Below are 17,304 nucleotides of genomic sequence, written 5' to 3' on the forward strand. Positions count from 1 at the left end.
AGAAACTTTTACCCCACCTGGGATGAAGCAATACAGGGGCATCTGAAAATATGCACTCAAGTTTTTAAACTCTCTCCCTAATTGTCTAGAGTGAAAGGCAACTGATGTAGCAAGATTCGTTTAAATCCCTTTCGTCCCACATCTCGCAGTGGGTAGGAGGCAATGCATGATTGGCAGTATTTCTTTAACCACGATCGCAGCAATTTAAATCAAGGCACTTACCGCATCTTTGAGCCGGAGTGGAAAGCAGAGATTCTCCACTGGTTCAGCCAAAAGGATGTAGATAGGCAGCAAAAAGAAGATTTTATCCAAGCTTTAATAGATTTTGATGACGGTTGCGGCGATTTTTATCGGTATCGCGCCTATTTTTTGGCGGCTGAGGCTTTATCCCAGTTCCCAGAATGTAGTTTGGGTGATGCAATTGTAGAACAACTGCTCAAATGGAGTTATGCCTATTTTCGGCAAGATAAGCGAGATTGGCAGATACTACCAAAACCATTGGTGCAGACAGCTAGAAAAACCCTGGAATTAACCGACAGAAAACGGGTAATTGCCGCTTTTGTCCATCTGGTTCATACTACTGAAAGTCGTTCAATTCTTAGAGTTGCAGCCGAGAAATTAGGAACACTCGATCCGGGTAATAAAAGTGCGATCGCAGCCTTGACACTGCTAACACCAGTTGTTGAAAATACACAAACATTTTGTCAGATAAATCAAAATCCTGGGGAAATACCAGTTGGTGATGAAACTGCGATCGCTGCATTAGTTCACCTTATGGAGACAACACTGAATAAGGACAATTGTTGTAATGCGATCGCAGCATTGGGAAAAATTGCTGTGGGTAATCAAACTGCGATCGCAGCCCTCGTCAAATTCTTACAGATAAACCAGGGTGATAGAATCTGTTTTGATGCAAGTCAAGCTTTGTGGCAAATTGATCCTGGTAATGCATCTATAATCAAGAGTTTAATCCACATAATCGAAACTTCTGCGAATATATCTCTTATAAATCGCGCGGCTACATATCTACTGGAAATTGAGCCAGAGAATAAAACTGCGATCGCCACTCTATCAAAAACACTTGAAACCTCACAGTCTGATAACGAACGTTTGCAAGCAGCTCAAAGTCTCCTACAAGTAGACTCTAATAATCAAGTTGCAATTAATGTCCTATTCGGGCTAGTTAAAAATCTGGGACAATCCCCAAAACATCCAGATGATGCCCAGTATATCGCGGACGGAGCAGCTAGAGTTCTATCGCAAATCGACCCCAGTAATCAACTTGCAATTAATGCTCTAGTTGAGATGATTAGGACTGCTGACGATCATTCTTATCTCAACCTAGCAGTGAAGGACTTAGGGCTTTTTGGTGCTGGTAATGAAGCTGCAATTCTAACTTTAATCGAGTTAATTGCCTCGACTAAAGATGATTACCTATTATGCAATGCAGTTGCGAGTTTAGAAAAAATTGATCCAGGTAATAAAATAGTGATTCCGGCTCTATTAGAGAGGATTCAAACATCTCAATATAAATGTGGGCGTTTGTATGCAGCCAAAAGCCTAGTAAAAATTGATCCTGGTAATCCAAAGGCGATCGCTACCTTATGTCAAATACGGCAAAGCAATCCGTATGAACATGAATCAATCTTCACAGATGCAGTTCAAAATTTAGAACAACTCGATCCAGAAAACAAATTGGTTCAAGAGAAGCTCAACGAAGTTATCCCTACTCTGCTCCGATTTATTCAAATTTTTCAACAAGATGATGACAATAAAAACTGCTGCAACAACGCCACTATTCTTCTACCCTATGAATCCTGTCTCTTGGATATAGCTGATAGTTTGACAAAAATCCTCCAAAGCGAACATTTACCACAAGTAGTCATAACCCTAAAAGACTATCTAGGTAAACAGTTCTACAAAAACAATTCGTATCGCTACGAAGCCGTATTTAACATTATCTGGCATTGTGCCGAAAATCTAACTTACCCAGACTTCCACAAAGCAATCAACTAAACAACAAGCGCAGAGTTCTTTCTCCTCCTCCGCGTCCCTTTGCGTTAAAAAACAATCTCCTCCCTCATCCTCTCCTCCAACACATCCAATAACCCATCCACATCCTTCCCAACTTCCTCAAAACAAATCGGTGGTGCTGGTTCCGGTGCAAACTGAATTAACTTAATTTCCCCCTTCCCAATTCCAATCATCACAACTTCCACATCCGGCTTGTGATTCTCCACAATTCCCAAAATTTCCTGAAGCCGATTCTCAACTCTAATATTTAAATTCTCTATCTGTTCTTTCGGACAATAAACAAAATGTGGCGTTGGTTGCAAATCAATACCAACAGTACCCTGACTGTCACCATTTGCTAACCACAATCCCCAAAACAGCGCCGCCAATTCTTGCTGATTTGCTTTGACAAACTTATCCAACTGGCGACGCCACTTAGTATCACCTGATTCTGGTTGACTATTACCAAAAAACATAAATCATTCGTAATGAAGACACAGACAATAGGCGAAACTTATCTCAAACCTGACTGTACACGCCAGAGGCCGGAATAAATACCGTCTTTCTCCAGCAATTGCTCATGGGTTCCCGACTCTACTAATTTCCCATGTTCCATGACATAAATGCAATCGGCATTGCGGATAGTGGAAAGACGATGAGCGATCGCAATTGTAGTTCTATCTACTGTAATCCGTTCTAGCGATCGCTGGATTGCCGCTTCTGTTTCATTATCCACCGCCGAGGTAGCTTCGTCTAAAATCAGAATGGGGGGATTCTTTAAGACTGCGCGTGCGATCGCAATCCGTTGTCTTTGTCCACCAGATAACTTTTGTCCTCTTTCCCCCACAATTGTCTCATAACCTTCGGGCAATTCAATAATAAATTCGTGCGCCTCGGCTATCTTCGCTGCCGTGATGATTTCTTGTTCTGTAGTCTCAAAGCTACCATAAGCAATATTCTCCGCTACAGTGCCATGAAATAGAAACACATCTTGACTCACTAAACCGATGCAGCGCCGTAAATCTTGCAAATTCAAACTTTGCAAATCAATGCCATCGAGAGTAATGCTTCCAGCTTGCACCTCATACAACCGCAGCAAAAGTTTGACTAAAGTGCTTTTTCCAGAACCAGTTGAACCGACAATTGCAATGGTTTTCCCCGCTGGAATATCCAAAGACAGATTTTTAATTACTGGAAATCTATCTTTATAGGCAAAATAAACATTGTTAAATTGCACTTCACCGCGCACTTCATTCACAGGTAAAGCTACATCACCTGTATGAATAGCAATAGGAGTATCTAATAAATTCATGACTCGATTAGTAGAAGCCATTGCCCTTTGATATTGGTCAAAAGTTTCGCCTAATCTAGTTAAAGGCCACAGCAATCGCTGAATTAAAAACACTAATACGCTGTAAGTACCTACAGACATTGTTCCCGAAACCGCTGCCATCCCGCCATACAAAAGTAATGCCGTGAAACCCACCAAAATCAGCATCCGAATTAGTGGCACAAAAGCAGCAGAAAGAGTAATTGCTTTAGAATTGCTGTGACGATAAGCGTCACTATCTAATTCCAAACGAGAGGCTTCATAAGCTTCAGAAGTGAAGCTTTTAATAGTAGTAATCCCGCTGATATTATTTGACAACCGCGAATTGAGAAAACCTACTTTTTCGCGGACATCAGCGTAGCGAGGCGCAAGCAGTCGTTGATAAGCAAAGGAACCCCAGAGGATAAATGGCATCGGTGACAAAGCCATCCACGCTACACTAGGAGCCAAAATAAAGAAAGCAGCGCCAATAATTAGAACAGTTGCAGAAACTTGGATGATATCATTCGCTCCCCCATCCAAAAACCGTTCTAATTGGTTAATATCATCACTGAGGATAGACATTAAACCGCCAGTACTGCGTTCTTCAAAATAAGCCAATTCCAACTCTTGCAAATGTTTGTATGCATCCAAACGCAAGTCATGCTGAATATTCTGAGCCAAATTCCGCCAAAGTCGAGCGTAGGCGTACTCAAAAACCGATTCAAGTATCCAAATGACCACAGTCAGGAAGGAAATAATCAAAAATTGTTGAAAGACATCCCGTACCCCTAACTGTGCAATTATGGAATCCTGTTGCTTAACTACAACATCTACCGCCACGCCAATTAAGCCGGGTGGTGCTAAATCGAAAAATTTATTGAGGGTAGAATAAGTAGTCGCCAGCCAAATTTGTTTACGATACTGGTGTCCATAGTCCAGCAAACGCTGGAGAGGATGCGCTGAATGTTTACGCCTTCTTGATGCCCGATGAGATTTTAAGACAGTAGCCACGGCTTTTTGCGATTTTGTGCCACTGATATTAGCACGGAACAAAGCTTGAGTTCTAAGTCTTGAGTCTGAAGATTGATTCAGACAGACTAATGAGACACTTAAATTGGGGACTGGGGACTGGGGAAATAACCATACCTAAGAGGATGTCTGAGAAGTATCAAATATTTCTTGATCCCCCCTAACCCCCTTAAAAAAGGGGGGAACAAGAGTCTTAAAGTCCCCCTTTTGAAGGGGGACTTAGGGGGATCTCCAAGGGTTAGATGTATACAAAAAAACTTTTCAGACATCCTCTAATGAGAAATGACCAATGACCAATGACAAATAACTAAATATTGGAGAAAGGAATTTGAAAAATCAGCAATTGGGTAATTGGCAAACCACAGTTTTCGTAATTGTGTTAGCAATACTAGTGATTATCGGGCTAAATTCCTTTATCATTATTAACCCAGGACAAGCAGGAGTAATCAGTATCTTGGGTAAAGCCAGAGATGGCGCTTTATTGGAAGGTATTCACGTGAAACCGCCTTTTATCACTGTGATAGATGTGTATGATTTAACAGTGCAAAAATTTGAAGTGCCAGCGGAGAGTTCCACTAAAGATTTGCAAAATTTATCTGCGAGATTTGCAATTAACTTTCGCCTCGATCCGATAAAGGTAGTTGAAGTTAGAAGAAAACAAGGAACATTAGAGAATATTGTCTCAAAAATCATTGCACCTCAGACACAAGAAGCATTTAAAATTGCCGCAGCTAGAAGGACAGTAGAAGAAGCGATTACGAAACGAAGTGAATTGAAAGAAGACTTTGATCAAGCCTTAGGCGATCGCTTAGACAAATATGGGATAATTGTATTAGATACTAGCGTAGTTGATTTAGCATTCTCGCCAGAATTTGCCAGAGCAGTCGAAGAAAAGCAAATTGCTGAACAACGGGCGCAAAGAGCCGTTTACGTAGCACGGGAAGCTGAACAAGAAGCACAAGCAGACATTAATCGTGCCAAAGGTAGGGCAGAAGCTCAAAGACTCTTAGCAGAGACACTCAAAGCCCAAGGAGGACAGTTAGTTCTGCAAAAAGAAGCCATTGAAGCTTGGAAGACTGGCGGCGCTCAGATGCCCAAAGTCTTGGTTATGGGTAATGACTCAAAAAATGGTGTACCCTTTATATTCAACCTTGGGAATGTCCAAAATCAGCCGTAAAAGGGAAGTGGGCATGAGATAACAAGGTCTAAAATTATGGAGTTTGCTCTGACCTCAGACAAATTTTACAATACATTGGACTATTTCCAATTCAAAACCTAAAATCCAAAATGGGATGAGTTGGGCTAGTAGAGGTTGATGTAAATAAACCTACTATTTCATTACAGCAGCCAGAAAACCCGTAATTAAAGCATGAGTGACTTTTGACTTCCGCCTTGCGGTAGTAGTCCCAACTCAAACACCACAGAAAAACCAACCAGATAATAGTCGAAGTTTATGTCAACCCCTAATCCTCAGAATCTCACCGCCGAAGAAGCGAAAAAATTACTGAACAAATTCAACTGTCTAGACATTGCTCCTATCCTCAACTCATCAGAAAAAGTAGTAATTCGTAATGCCTTAATTTTGCTCGCCAAGCTTACTGATTACCAAATATTAGGAATTTGTGCTGATACAGCAGAAGAGGGAATATTGGCGATGAAAACCTATTCTCTGGCTTTGGGTTATGAACCACCAAATAATTTACTGACACCCGAAGGCCCAGTTTATATCAAATTAAATGGTAAAAACGGCTTGTGTTATCTTGATTCCTATGATGGACATCATCGTGGTGTATTAGTATCTTGCCAGTCTTATGACGAAGATGGAATCAACGAAATGTATGGACACCTTCCCTTGGACTTATTTGTATAGAATTTGGCAATGTAGGTAAGACAAATATCTTACCTACTCACTAATGAAAAATAATTAATGACTTTAATCTTATGAGTATTATTACACTACAATCAGTAAAAAAAGACTTTGGTATCAAAGAAATTTTAAAAGATGCGAGTTTTAGCCTTGATGCTACCGATAAAGTTGGATTAATTGGGACTAATGGTTCTGGGAAATCAACCCTATTAAAAATGATCGCCGGGTTAGAATCCATTGATAGCGGTCAAATTTTAATTAACTCTGGTTCTAAAATCATCTACTTACCGCAGCAGCCAGATTTAGATGAAAATCACACAGTTTTAGAGCAAGTTTTTGCTGACAGTGGCGAACATATTGCTATAGTACGCGAGTATGAAGAACTTTCTGATAAATTGGTTCACTATCCAGATGATAGTCAACTGATGTCTCGCCTTTCTGTGGTGATGCAACGGATGGATACGAGTGGTGCTTGGGAACTAGAAACAAATGCCAAAATCATCCTGACAAAATTAGGAATTTCTGATTTTGATGCCAAGATAGGCACTTTATCTGGAGGCTATCGCAAGCGCATTGCTTTAGCATCAGCTTTGCTATCAGAACCAGATGCTTTGCTCATGGATGAACCGACAAACCATCTTGATGCTCTTTCTGTAGAGTGGTTACAAAGTTATTTAAATCGCTATCGCGGCGCATTGTTTTTGATTACTCACGATCGCTACTTTCTAGATCGCGTTACCAACCGGATTATTGAAATCGACCGAGGCGACATTTACACCTATACAGGTAACTATTCATATTACCTCGAAAAGAAAGCTTTATCTGAAGAATCTGCCGTAAGTAGTCAACGCAAACACCAAGGCTTGTTGCGCCGCGAGTTAGAATGGCTCAAAAAAGGGCCGAAAGCCAGAAGTACCAAGCAAAAAGCGAGAATTGACCGCGCTCACGCTCTGCGGGATACTGAATTTAAACAAGTTCAGGGTAAAGTTGATATTTCGACAGTTGGTCGTCGCATCGGTAAAAAAGTTATTGAATTAGATAACGTTTCTAAGGCATACAATGGACGCACTCTGATTAATAATTTCACCTACGAATTTAGTCCAGAAGACCGCATCGGCATTATTGGCGCTAACGGTGCTGGTAAATCGACTTTAATGGATATCATTACTGGACGGGTTAAGCCAGATTCCGGCATTGCAGAAATTGGGACTACAATTCACATCGGTTATTTTGACCAACATTCGGAAGAATTGCTCACAGCATTGAATGAAAGTCAGCGCGTGATTGACTATATCAAAGAAGAAGGAGAATTTGTCAAAATTACCGATGGAACTCAAATTACTGCTTCGCAAATGTTAGAGCGGTTTTTGTTTCCTGGTAATCAGCAGTATGCCCCAATTAGTAAACTTTCTGGTGGGGAAAAACGCCGTTTATTTCTGTTGCGGGTTTTGATGGGTGCGCCCAATGTCTTAATTTTAGATGAACCGACAAACGATTTAGATGTTCAGACATTGGCAGTATTAGAAGATTATTTAGAAGACTTTGCCGGGTGTGTAATTGTAGTTTCTCACGATCGCTACTTTCTCGATCGCACCATCGACACAGTATTTTCCTTTGAGGAAGGCGGTAATCTGCGGCAATATCCAGGTAATTACTCGATTTATCTGGACTATAAGAAGGCTGAAGAGGCACAGCTACAGGCTGCGAACGCTAAGGAGAAGCCGAAAAATGTTGAAACCCAGAATGGTGCAGCTTCACCCAAGGATGGAGAGAATACCAAGCGCCGGAGGTTATCCAATTGGGAGAAAAAAGAATTTGAGCAGTTGGAAGGTAAAATTGCCGAGTTAGAGGCTGAGAAGGCAGAAACCGAGAAAACACTAGGGAATGTCTCACCGGGTAATTATAGCGAAGTGCAGAAATTGTACGATCGTGTAGAAAAGCTCAAGCACGCGATCGATGTGGCGACTGAACGCTGGTTAGAATTGGCTGAAATGGAGTCTTGAAATTACCAGCTAGTCGGGTAGTTATGAAAATCCTTTTAGTAGAAGATGAATATCGGATTGCAAAAGCACTTGCAGAAGTACTAATTGACCAAAATTATCTTGTTGATATTGCAAATGATGGTCAAGTGGGATGGGAGTTTGCTAAAGCTTTTCCTTATGACTTAATAGTATTAGATTTGATGCTACCAAAGTTGGATGGTATAACTTTGTGTCGGCAACTACGGCAAGCAGGCTATTCTATACCTATTTTGTTACTAACTGCAAAAGACAGTAGCACAGATAAAGTAATTGGGTTAGATGCCGGAGCGGATGATTATGTTGTCAAACCCTTTGATTTACAAGAGCTAATGGCTCGAATTCGCGCTTTATTAAGGCGGGGAATTACTATTTTACCCCCTGTGTTTGAGTGGGAAAAGTTGCGTTTAGATCCAAGTAATTATGAAGTTACATATAATGGACAACCAGTACATCTGACTCCCAAAGAATATAGAATTTTGGAATTGTTTTTACGTCACAGCCATCAAGTGTTTAATCGCAACGAAATTCTGAAACATCTTTGGTCTTTTGAAGAGCCACCAGGAGAAGAAACAATCAAGGTTCATATTCGGAGTTTAAGACAAAAACTGAAATTTGCTGGAGCTAATGTTGATTTTATTGAGACAATATACGGTTTAGGTTATCGACTCAAACAAACTTTTTAAATTGATGCTTCAGGCTTTAAGCAGGCGGCTTTTATTTTCATATTTAGGTGTAATGGTAACAATTTGGGGGACTGCTACCACAATTGTTTACCATTTTTTATCTTATAATCTTTATCAAAAGTTAGATAACGAAATTGTCAATTTAGCAAATGCAGCTGCTCACAACTTAATAGCAGCGCCAGTAGACAAAAAAGCAATTAATACTAAAATACCTCGAATTTTAGATAATGATGATGATGGAGATTTAGATATTCCTTGGCAAGATTTACGTGAAAATCATCAAGGAGTAGAATGGTTTGATGCTAATGGTCGGCTATTGGCTAAAGCGGGAACTACTATTTCTCGAATGTCTTTTACTGCTAACTTTGATATCAGCCAACACCATAAAGTTCGCAGTATTACTATTCCTGTTTATCTGCATAGTGCAAGTGGAAGAAAAAAAAAGCTTCAAGGCTATGTGCGGGTAAGTGAATCGACAGAAGAATTAGAAGAAGAACTAAATAGAGTTTTATGGGGATTTGAGTTAGGAGGATTGATTGTCATAATTCTTAGCGGCTTAGGTGGTTGGTGGCTAACAAGACAATCTTTACAGCCAATTGAGCAAAGTATCGAGCAATTAAAACAGTTTACTGCCGATGCTTCCCACGAGTTGCGTAGTCCTTTAACAATTATTAAAACTTCAGTTGAAGTGATTATGAATTATCCAGAGAGAATTCATCCAGCTAATTTAAATAAATTGGAAGCAATATCATCTGCAAGTAATCAAATGACTCGATTAGTAGAAGATTTACTTTTATTAGCTCGAACCGATGCAGTAACGAGTACTAAAATGATTGCATGGATTAGTATTCCTTTAGATGAATTATTAGAGGATTTGGTGGAGTTTTTGGAACCGCAAGCAGTATCTAAGGAAATTACTCTCAAATCAGAAATATCAACAGAAGTCTTCATTCAAGGTGAAGCTATTCAACTAAAGCGATTATTTTCTAATCTGTTGCAAAATGCCTTGCACTATACACCTAAAGGAGGGACTGTCATAGTTTCTCTGGTGAAACTTGAGCGGTTTGTAGCCATAAATGTTCAAGATACTGGTATTGGTGTTGCTCCAGAACACATTCCGTTAATTTTTAATCGCTTTTGGAGAGCAGATCGGGCTAGAAACCAGCGAGAGGGAGGCTTAGGTTTAGGATTAGCTATTGCATTAGCGATCGCTAGAACTCATGGAGGAGATATTACCGTCACCAGTGAAATCGGTGTTGGTAGCTGCTTTCAGGTACGTTTGCCATTAGCTTCTTAGTTTAATTCTTAGGGTTTTGCCGAGTTTTTTTACCAAATAAACCAGACATATTTAATCCTGTCACCAACAATCCCAAAAATCCTAATCCATTCAAAATTGGGTAAATTCCTTGCAGATGAAAGATTTCGCCTGTATGGATACTCAAGAGGAAGCTAGCTGGAACTCCTATACCAATAGACCACTCGCGGACAAAGGTTGTTAATATCCCAGTCAGCACGGTTAACATCAGTGGCACAGATAGGATGATGCCAAGGATACGATGATACTTACGAAATGAACGTTTCATAGTATTTTTCCGGTAGTAGAAACTTTTTATTGAACAGAATTCAGGAGTCAGGAGTCAGAATGAATTTTGTACGACTGGCGGATAGCACAGCGTTAGCGACGTAGGAACGTCTGAATAACCGGGTTTAAAACCCCCACTAAATTTTCAATTTAGTGGTCTTCAATTCCTGCGCGGTATGAATCCCCGACTGATTGATTCTGACTCCTGAATTCTGACTTCTGAATTCTTCTTCAACAATACAATGTAGGCTCAATATTACCTGAAATGCAAATGAGATCAGAAAAATCGAGTTTTGTCTGACAAAACTCAAAGTCAGCAATTGGTGTGAGGAGTCTTGATAGACTCTGTTCTTAAGGTAAGGCATGACAAGTAAAAAACTCGGAAAGAGAAAATATTAGTTCTTTCCGAGTTTTTTACCTTGATGGCTTTAATATTTAAATTACAAAAATATTACCTAATATTTTTGTTCATAGTCAGCGTAAAATATGAACGCTAGTACAAGTCAGCGGAAATAAATTTACTATTTTATTACAGCCAGAAGGCCCAAAATGAAAGACTTTTGATTTCCACATTGCGGTACTAATCTACACAAACGAGTTTTGATGAGGAGTTTACAATGAATCGTTTTAATCCAGTACTGATAGTTGCTGCAATCAGCATGATGACTTTGGTTGGATGCAGTAAGGGTGATGAACCTACTGCACAGACACCACCTACCGGGAGTTCTATTGCCGATACAACAGCCACTCCCACTCCCGCTGCGACAGCCACCCCTGATGCAGCAGCCACTCCCACTCCCGCTGCAACAACTACCCCTAGTGCAATAGCCACTCCCACTAAAACAACTGAATTTCAAGGTCTACAGGGTGTTGTAACCAATACTAAGGCCGCAGTTGAGGGAGGAAATTTTACCAAAGCTAAAGGGGAATTTGATAAATTTGAAGATTTCTGGTCAAAGGTTGAGGATGGAGTTAAAGCTAAATCTCCTACGACTTACAAAGAAATTGAAGATAAAGCCGATGAGATTAAGGCAGGACTGAAAGCCTCTGCACCAAATAAACAGAAATTGTCAACAGCTTTAGGGGTTCTTAATAAGGATGTCACTAGTGTAGCCAAGCCTTAAGAGCTAAATACATAGACTAAGTATTTGTTGGCTAGTTTGCTAGTAGTACGTCAAGTTGAAATTGATGGATAAGCAAGTTTGTAGTAAGGATTTTAGTCCTGATTATTTTAAGCACTAAAGTGCTTACTACAAACTATCAAAATTAACTTAGACATTGTACTAGTCCTGATTAATTTTTTGTGTGAAAAATAAAAATGTTAAAAGCAAAAGTTCTCTGGAGTTTTCTTCAGCAGGCTCCATTTGTTGTGCTTGTTCTGGCGCTAATTTGCCAGTATCCATTAATGCTTATGGTGCAGAAGCATCATTACAACTGAGTGATAAATTTATCTTGGGTGGCTGGGCTGGCTATACTAACACTCGGATCTTGGCAAGTAATGGCAGTGGAATTAATCGGGGAAGTCTGGATATCTGGAACTGGGCAGTTACTTTAGCATTCCCCGACCTTGGTAAAAAAGGGAATCTAGCGGTATTGTGGTTGGCATGGAACCTTATGTAACAAGTTCCAGTGTTGCCCAAATTGGCAAAGATAAGAACAATTCCTATCATCTAGAAGCGTTCTACCAGTATAAGATGAGCGACAATATTACCATTACTCCTGGAGTTATTTGGTTGACTTCGCCGGATAACAACAGCAATAACAATGATGCTGTCATTGGTGCATTGAGAACTACTTTTACTTTCTAAAAGTAAATCTGGATTTGTTAAGAGAGGAGTTTAGTCTTGAAGAAAGCTTCCTAACACCCCACCCCCAAACTTTCTTTGCTTGCGAAGACGTGAGGGAAAGCGTAACCTTTGAAGTCATGATAATGGCGATCGCACTTCCACAACACGCTACTATCTCTGATAAACTGCGTAGTCTACCGCCGTCGGCATCGCCTCTGCTTAACACACCCTACCACTTCATCTTTTACTTTTGAGCTTTGGAGAATCATTTCTTTCCCTTTTATCCTGTAAGCTGCGAATTTTAACCAGCACTGAAATATATTGTTGAGTCATCCAAATCAACACCTCAATGGATGATTTACCTTGGTCAATCTGGCTTTTAGCTTGTAAACCAATCAAGAATAGTTGCATTGCCAGCAACAAAGCAATGGTTTTACCGAGAATTTGACGGACTTGCATTTGGTTATGCCCCAAAGAGTTGATAGATATAGGTTCTCTTTGGGGTTGTGCCCTTATGCAAATACCCCAATGTCGCTGAAAATGCCTTAGAATCTGGATTACATGAGTTTGGGGTGGTAGTTTCAATCTGGGGTAGCCCCAAACTTCTTACTCAATTTTTTGGATGTAATGCCACGAGAATCTACTAAAGGCCCTGTAATTGAGAAACGAGTCAAGCGTCTGCTAGAGGCGTTGCTTTGTTTTGTCGATGGAGAATTTGAGGACAATAACTTTAAAATTGAGTCCGACTGGAAAGAAGCAGACAGCGCTAACCCCAAGCTAACTGTGCAGACTACGTTAGTTACGTTGGAGTTACTGACGCAAAAAGATAAATATCCTGGCAAGTTAACTAAAGTGCAAATTCGAGAAGCGCTGAATTTGCTGAAGGATTTTTTGAAGATTCTGGAAGATAACCGTCTCCAAACTCAAGGTTCTGATGACTGGCGTTTTACTTTAAAGCTATGGTCAAAGGATAGAGAGAAGAACCTGAAAAGGTTTGATGAAGCGTGGGAAAGTAGTAGACCAGAGAAATCAAAATTAAATAACCCCTCTCCAAACCTCTCTCCCTGTGGGAGAGAGGCTTTGAATTTTCCCCATTCCCTTGTAGGGAAGGGGGTTAGGGGGTTAAGTCACACAAGTATATTTCAAGCGCCACCTTTACCCACATACTTTGTAGAACGCCCAGAGTACAGCGATGATTTAAAGACTCGTCTTTTAAATGGTTCATTGTCTGATAGTCGCACTTTGGTAATTACTGCGATTCACGGTTTGGGTTCGGTGGGCAAATCTACTTTAGCTGCGGCTTTAGCCCATAATGCAGAAATACAATCTCGTTTTTGTGATGGCATTCTTTGGGCAACATTAGGTCAATAACCCAATGTGCTGGCTTTACTTAGTGGCTGGGTGCAAGCATTAGGAGACTATAGCTTTAAGCCTACAAGTGTTGAAGCAACTTCCTTGCATTTGCGGACTCTGCTTTATGACAAGGCTGTGTTGCTGGTGGTGGATGATGCTTGGAATACCGAAGATGCACAAGCATTTAATTTTGGTGGGGCGCGTTGTCAAGTTTTAGTAACTACTCGTGAAGGTTCTATTGCCGATGCCTTAGCAGCCAATACCTACAGTCTGGATATAATGAAACCAGACCAGGCAATGGAATTGCTGACCAAGAAATTAAGACGCGAGATTACAGGCATAGAACGTCACTCAGCAGAAAATTTAGCCAAAGGCGTTGGTTATCTTCCCCTAGCATTGGAACTTGCAGCCGCCGAAGTTGCCTGTGGTACGACTTGGAATGAACTGTTGGCGGATATTCAGCAAGAAGTAGCGAGATTAACAAGTTTTGATCGACCGGAAGCTGAAGAAATTACTGATGAGGCTAGTTTAAAACGCCTGAGTTTAACCGCATCATTAAATTTAAGTGTCAAGAGAATGCCACCAGAAAAGCAGCAGCATTTCTCTTGGTTAGGGGTATTGCCGGAGGATGTCAACATTAATAAGATGATGGCGGCAACGCTGTGGCAGATGGATAAGCGTGATGCTGCCAAGATGTTGCAATATTTACGGAATAAAGCATTGCTATTAAAAGGAGTACCGCTTGCTGATGGTACGCCTACCTATCGCTTACATGACTTATTCCACGATTTAGCTTGTAATTTGTTAACTGCTCCCTCTGAGCCAAAGCGCCCAGGAGATTTGGCTGGGTTGGGTTTAAACCTTGCTGATGCTCATGCTGGTTTGTTGGAGAAATATCGGCAGAAAACCCAGAATGGTTTATGGCATACTTTACTCGATGATGGTTACATTCATCAGTATTTAGTTTGGCATTTGCAAAAGGCTGGACAGTTAGAAGAGATTCACCAGTTATTGCGGGAAGAGTCTGCAACTGGAAGCAATGGCTGGTATGAAGTGCGAGAACAATTGGCACAAACTGGCGGTTATATCACAGATATTTCTCGTGCTTGGGAATTAGCAGAAGCGAATTGGAATGAATCAACTTTACCGCAAGTTGTGAGTTTGCAGTGTCGCTATGCTTTGATTACTGCATCTCTTAATAGTCTGGCAGCTAATGTACCAGCAGAACTGCTGGTTGCACTAGTCAAAAACAATTTTTGGACTCCTGAACAAGGACTGGCTTACGCTCTACAAAACCCAAATCCCAATCAGAAAATTAATTCGCTGACAGAACTAGTCGCTTATTTGCCACCAAATCTTCAAGACTTAGCACTGCAAAAGGCACTCTTTGCCGCCAGGGCAATTCAGTCTGAGAGCGATTGCGCCAATTTCCCGATTGCATTAGCGGACAAACTAACACCAAAGTTTTTACCAGAAGCACTCTTTGTCGCTAGGACAATTCAGTCTGAGAGCGATTGCGCCCTAGCCCTGAGTGCATTAGCCGACAAACTGCCACCAGAGTTGTCGCCCCTTCAGCTCTCCACCACCAGAGCAATTCAGGATGAGAGATATCGCGCCCTAGCCCTGACCCTGAGTGCATTAGCCGACAAACTGCCAGAGTTGTTGCCAGAAGCACTCGAAGCCGCCAGGGCAATTCAGTCTGAGAGATATCGCGCCCGTGCCCTGATAGTATTAGCCGACAAACTGCCAGAGTTGTTATTAGAAGCACTCAAAGCCGCCAGGGCAATTCAGTCTGAGAGATATCGCGCCCGTGCCCTGATAGTATTAGCCGACAAACTGCCAGAGTTGTTACCAGAAGCACTCGAAGCCGCTAGGGCAATTCAGTCTGAGACATCTCGCGCCCATGCCCTGATAGTATTAGCCGACAAACTGCCAGAATTGTTACCAGAAGCACTCGAAGCCACTAGGGCAATTCAGGATGAGGAATATCGCGCCCTAGCCCTGAGTGCATTAGCTTCCGGTCTGTCACAAATGCCAAATGCCAAACTTTTCCCTCTCTGGCGAGATACACTTGATAAGTTATGCCTTCGCACTCGCCCTAATTTGCTGCAAAATATCAAAGCATTGTTTCCAGTTATCTTTGCATTAGGTGGTGAAGCAGCAACGGCAGAAATTGCTCGTGTAATTGTGGATGTGGCGCGATGGTGGAAATAATTCGTAATTCGTAATTCGTAATTCGTAATTTAAGAGAGTTAGATTTAACAGCTACTCAACCCAGTTTTCTAACAAAAGCCCAGGAATGCGAGAAAATTCGCGCAAATTATTGGTGACGAGAGTAACTCCTAAACTTATAGCATGAGCAGCGATGAGCATATCCATTGCACCAATGATAAGTCCTCTATTTTCAAGATCGCTTCTAATACTGCCGTAAATTGTTGCAGATGCTTGATTAAATTCAACAATTTCTAGAGGTAGCAAAAATTGTAGCAGGGCGGTGCGGTTTTTCTCTTGCTGTTGGCTTTTAGCTACTCCATATTCAAGTTCGGCAACAGTGATAGAGGAAATACCCACATCAGAAATGCTCAGGGTTTGAAATTTATCTAGCACTTTTTGGGGCTTTTGCTTGATAAGGTAAATGCAAATATTGGTATCAAGCAGGTATCGCATTTACAAACTCTCTCTGGTGTCCATGAGTGGCTGCTCTCTAGTAGTCATAAAATCATCAGAGAAATTGTCTAGACTGTCGATGAGCGATCGCCAGGGGTTATCTTTGGCAATGAGAACAATAGCGTTACCAATTTTTTTGATATAGACTTCTGTGCCAGTAAGTTGAAAATCTTCGGGCAAAATAACGATTTGGTGAGTGCCATCAGTGCTAAGTTTGGCTGTGTTCATGATATTACTTTATTCACGTACAAACGAATTTGGCTCATGAAAGTTTTTGAGTTTTATGCAGTTTCTCTAATCTGTCTCCCTCTGCTTCTTCTGCTGCAATGTCAGCGTCAATTTGGTCGCGGTTAGCATGATAATAAGCTAAAGCTGCATAAACCTGCGCTAAAGTCAGATGACTAATTTGATCTGCAATCTCTTCGGCGCTATAACCTTGTTTGTACCAGATAGCTATGCGCCTTACTGTAACCCCTGTACCAGCAACAATCGGACAACCGCCGTGTATTTCAAAATGATGGTTAATGAGTGTGCCAATATCAGTAATAGTTGTCAAAACTTGTTCTCCGAAATTTTTTACATTATCTCTAATTTGACCAGTTAGCAAGATATTCATTTAGAGTCATTGACTCACCATTGCTATACTCAGCGCAAACTGCTTGAATTTCTGCCAGTGTTTCTGCATCGTCTTCGTACAACGCTTCTTCGTCCTCAAAAATTTGCTGCTCAATTAGCTCTTGAAGTTGACGTTTTTCTGTTAAATCAAGAGAAGATATTGCTTCTGCTAAAGTTTCTAAGGAGAGTTGTAATTTAACAATGGCTGGCATTTTTCTCCTTTTGGGTGTGTTTTATTCGCATTTTGCTAATTTTAACAGTTATATTTTTGTCAAGTCCAAAGCCTTTAGGTTGTATTTCACGCTTGTGGAGTGCAGCGCAGAAATTGGATTTGCCTAAACTGCGTAGTTTACCGCCGTAGGCATCGCTTGTATC

General features: G+C 41.0%; 17 protein-coding genes and 1 pseudogene. 10 read left to right on the forward strand and 8 right to left on the reverse strand.

Annotation, left to right across the window (positions count from 1 at the left end; genetic code table 11):
- Positions 1 to 162: 162 nt before the first annotated feature.
- Positions 163 to 2,016, forward strand: a complete 1,854-nt coding sequence (locus V7L31_RS03885; RefSeq protein ID WP_334695029.1) for a HEAT repeat domain-containing protein — start codon at positions 163 to 165, stop codon at positions 2,014 to 2,016.
- 44 nt (positions 2,017 to 2,060) lie between these two features.
- Here V7L31_RS03885 and ccmS read toward each other — a convergent pair whose 3' ends face one another.
- Positions 2,061 to 2,489, reverse strand: coding sequence for a beta-carboxysome assembly chaperone CcmS (ccmS, locus tag V7L31_RS03890; RefSeq protein ID WP_292740741.1), 429 nt, complete (start codon positions 2,487 to 2,489; stop codon positions 2,061 to 2,063).
- A 38-nt stretch (positions 2,490 to 2,527) separates the two neighbouring features.
- The gene (locus tag V7L31_RS03895) at positions 2,528 to 4,336 is read right to left on the reverse strand and encodes an ABC transporter ATP-binding protein (RefSeq protein WP_334695030.1); all 1,809 of its coding nucleotides are present in this window, start codon (positions 4,334 to 4,336) and stop codon (positions 2,528 to 2,530) included.
- Between the two features lie 346 nt (positions 4,337 to 4,682).
- Between V7L31_RS03895 and V7L31_RS03900 the strand changes: the two genes are divergently transcribed.
- The 5 genes from V7L31_RS03900 to V7L31_RS03920 all read left to right on the forward strand — a co-directional run bounded on the left by V7L31_RS03900 (position 4,683) and on the right by V7L31_RS03920 (position 10,222).
- Complete coding sequence (locus tag V7L31_RS03900) at positions 4,683 to 5,531, forward strand: prohibitin family protein (protein ID WP_334695031.1); 849 nt, start codon at positions 4,683 to 4,685, stop codon at positions 5,529 to 5,531.
- 276 nt (positions 5,532 to 5,807) lie between these two features.
- Positions 5,808 to 6,224, forward strand: coding sequence for a DUF1824 family protein (locus V7L31_RS03905; protein WP_094352421.1), 417 nt, complete (start codon positions 5,808 to 5,810; stop codon positions 6,222 to 6,224).
- A 71-nt stretch (positions 6,225 to 6,295) separates the two neighbouring features.
- Positions 6,296 to 8,224 (forward strand): ABC-F family ATP-binding cassette domain-containing protein, encoded by a 1,929-nt coding sequence (locus tag V7L31_RS03910; protein ID WP_334695032.1) that lies wholly within the window; start codon positions 6,296 to 6,298, stop codon positions 8,222 to 8,224.
- 23 nt (positions 8,225 to 8,247) lie between these two features.
- Positions 8,248 to 8,925: a response regulator transcription factor gene (locus V7L31_RS03915; RefSeq protein WP_334695033.1), complete on the forward strand. Its 678-nt coding sequence runs from the start codon at positions 8,248 to 8,250 to the stop codon at positions 8,923 to 8,925.
- 52 nt (positions 8,926 to 8,977) lie between these two features.
- Positions 8,978 to 10,222 carry a sensor histidine kinase gene (locus tag V7L31_RS03920; RefSeq protein WP_334695034.1) on the forward strand — a complete coding sequence of 415 codons (1,245 nt, stop codon included), beginning with the start codon at positions 8,978 to 8,980 and terminating at the stop codon, positions 10,220 to 10,222.
- Position 10,223: 1 nt separating this feature from the next.
- Here the strand turns inward: V7L31_RS03920 and V7L31_RS03925 are convergent, their stop codons facing one another.
- Positions 10,224 to 10,508, reverse strand: a complete 285-nt coding sequence (locus V7L31_RS03925) for a peptidase (protein ID WP_334695035.1) — start codon at positions 10,506 to 10,508, stop codon at positions 10,224 to 10,226.
- A gap of 616 nt (positions 10,509 to 11,124) precedes the next feature.
- Here V7L31_RS03925 and V7L31_RS03930 point away from each other — a divergent pair.
- Together V7L31_RS03930 and V7L31_RS03935 are read left to right on the forward strand one after the other, a co-directional pair.
- Positions 11,125 to 11,631, forward strand: a complete 507-nt coding sequence (locus V7L31_RS03930; protein ID WP_334695036.1) for a DUF4363 domain-containing protein — start codon at positions 11,125 to 11,127, stop codon at positions 11,629 to 11,631.
- Positions 11,632 to 11,893: 262 nt separating this feature from the next.
- Positions 11,894 to 12,315, forward strand: a pseudogene (locus V7L31_RS03935) (iron uptake porin); the annotation flags it as partial.
- Between the two features lie 216 nt (positions 12,316 to 12,531).
- On the opposite strand, the gene V7L31_RS03940 reads toward V7L31_RS03935, so the two are convergent.
- The gene (locus V7L31_RS03940; RefSeq protein WP_334695037.1) at positions 12,532 to 12,753 is read right to left on the reverse strand and encodes a hypothetical protein; all 222 of its coding nucleotides are present in this window, start codon (positions 12,751 to 12,753) and stop codon (positions 12,532 to 12,534) included.
- A 168-nt stretch (positions 12,754 to 12,921) separates the two neighbouring features.
- On the opposite strand from V7L31_RS03940, the gene V7L31_RS03945 reads away from it, so the two are divergent.
- Both V7L31_RS03945 and V7L31_RS03950 read left to right on the forward strand, forming a co-directional pair.
- On the forward strand, positions 12,922 to 13,665 hold the full coding sequence (locus V7L31_RS03945) for a hypothetical protein (RefSeq protein ID WP_334695038.1): 744 nt from the start codon (positions 12,922 to 12,924) through the stop codon (positions 13,663 to 13,665).
- 6 nt (positions 13,666 to 13,671) lie between these two features.
- On the forward strand, positions 13,672 to 15,861 hold the full coding sequence (locus V7L31_RS03950) for an NB-ARC domain-containing protein (protein ID WP_334695039.1): 2,190 nt from the start codon (positions 13,672 to 13,674) through the stop codon (positions 15,859 to 15,861).
- A 51-nt stretch (positions 15,862 to 15,912) separates the two neighbouring features.
- Here the strand turns inward: V7L31_RS03950 and vapC are convergent, their stop codons facing one another.
- From vapC to V7L31_RS03970, 4 genes are read right to left on the reverse strand one after another with little or no spacing between them, the layout of a single operon-like run.
- Positions 15,913 to 16,314: a type II toxin-antitoxin system tRNA(fMet)-specific endonuclease VapC gene (gene vapC / locus V7L31_RS03955; protein WP_334695040.1), complete on the reverse strand. Its 402-nt coding sequence runs from the start codon at positions 16,312 to 16,314 to the stop codon at positions 15,913 to 15,915.
- Positions 16,315 to 16,542, reverse strand: a complete 228-nt coding sequence (locus tag V7L31_RS03960; RefSeq protein ID WP_334695041.1) for an antitoxin — start codon at positions 16,540 to 16,542, stop codon at positions 16,315 to 16,317.
- Between the two features lie 34 nt (positions 16,543 to 16,576).
- Positions 16,577 to 16,870, reverse strand: a complete 294-nt coding sequence (locus V7L31_RS03965; RefSeq protein ID WP_334695042.1) for a DUF433 domain-containing protein — start codon at positions 16,868 to 16,870, stop codon at positions 16,577 to 16,579.
- A 31-nt stretch (positions 16,871 to 16,901) separates the two neighbouring features.
- Positions 16,902 to 17,141 (reverse strand): hypothetical protein, encoded by a 240-nt coding sequence (locus tag V7L31_RS03970; protein ID WP_334695043.1) that lies wholly within the window; start codon positions 17,139 to 17,141, stop codon positions 16,902 to 16,904.
- Positions 17,142 to 17,304 lie beyond the last annotated feature (163 nt).

It is taken from the genome of Nostoc sp., from assembly GCF_036916655.1.
Classification (GTDB): Bacteria; Cyanobacteriota; Cyanobacteriia; order Cyanobacteriales; family Nostocaceae; genus Nostoc.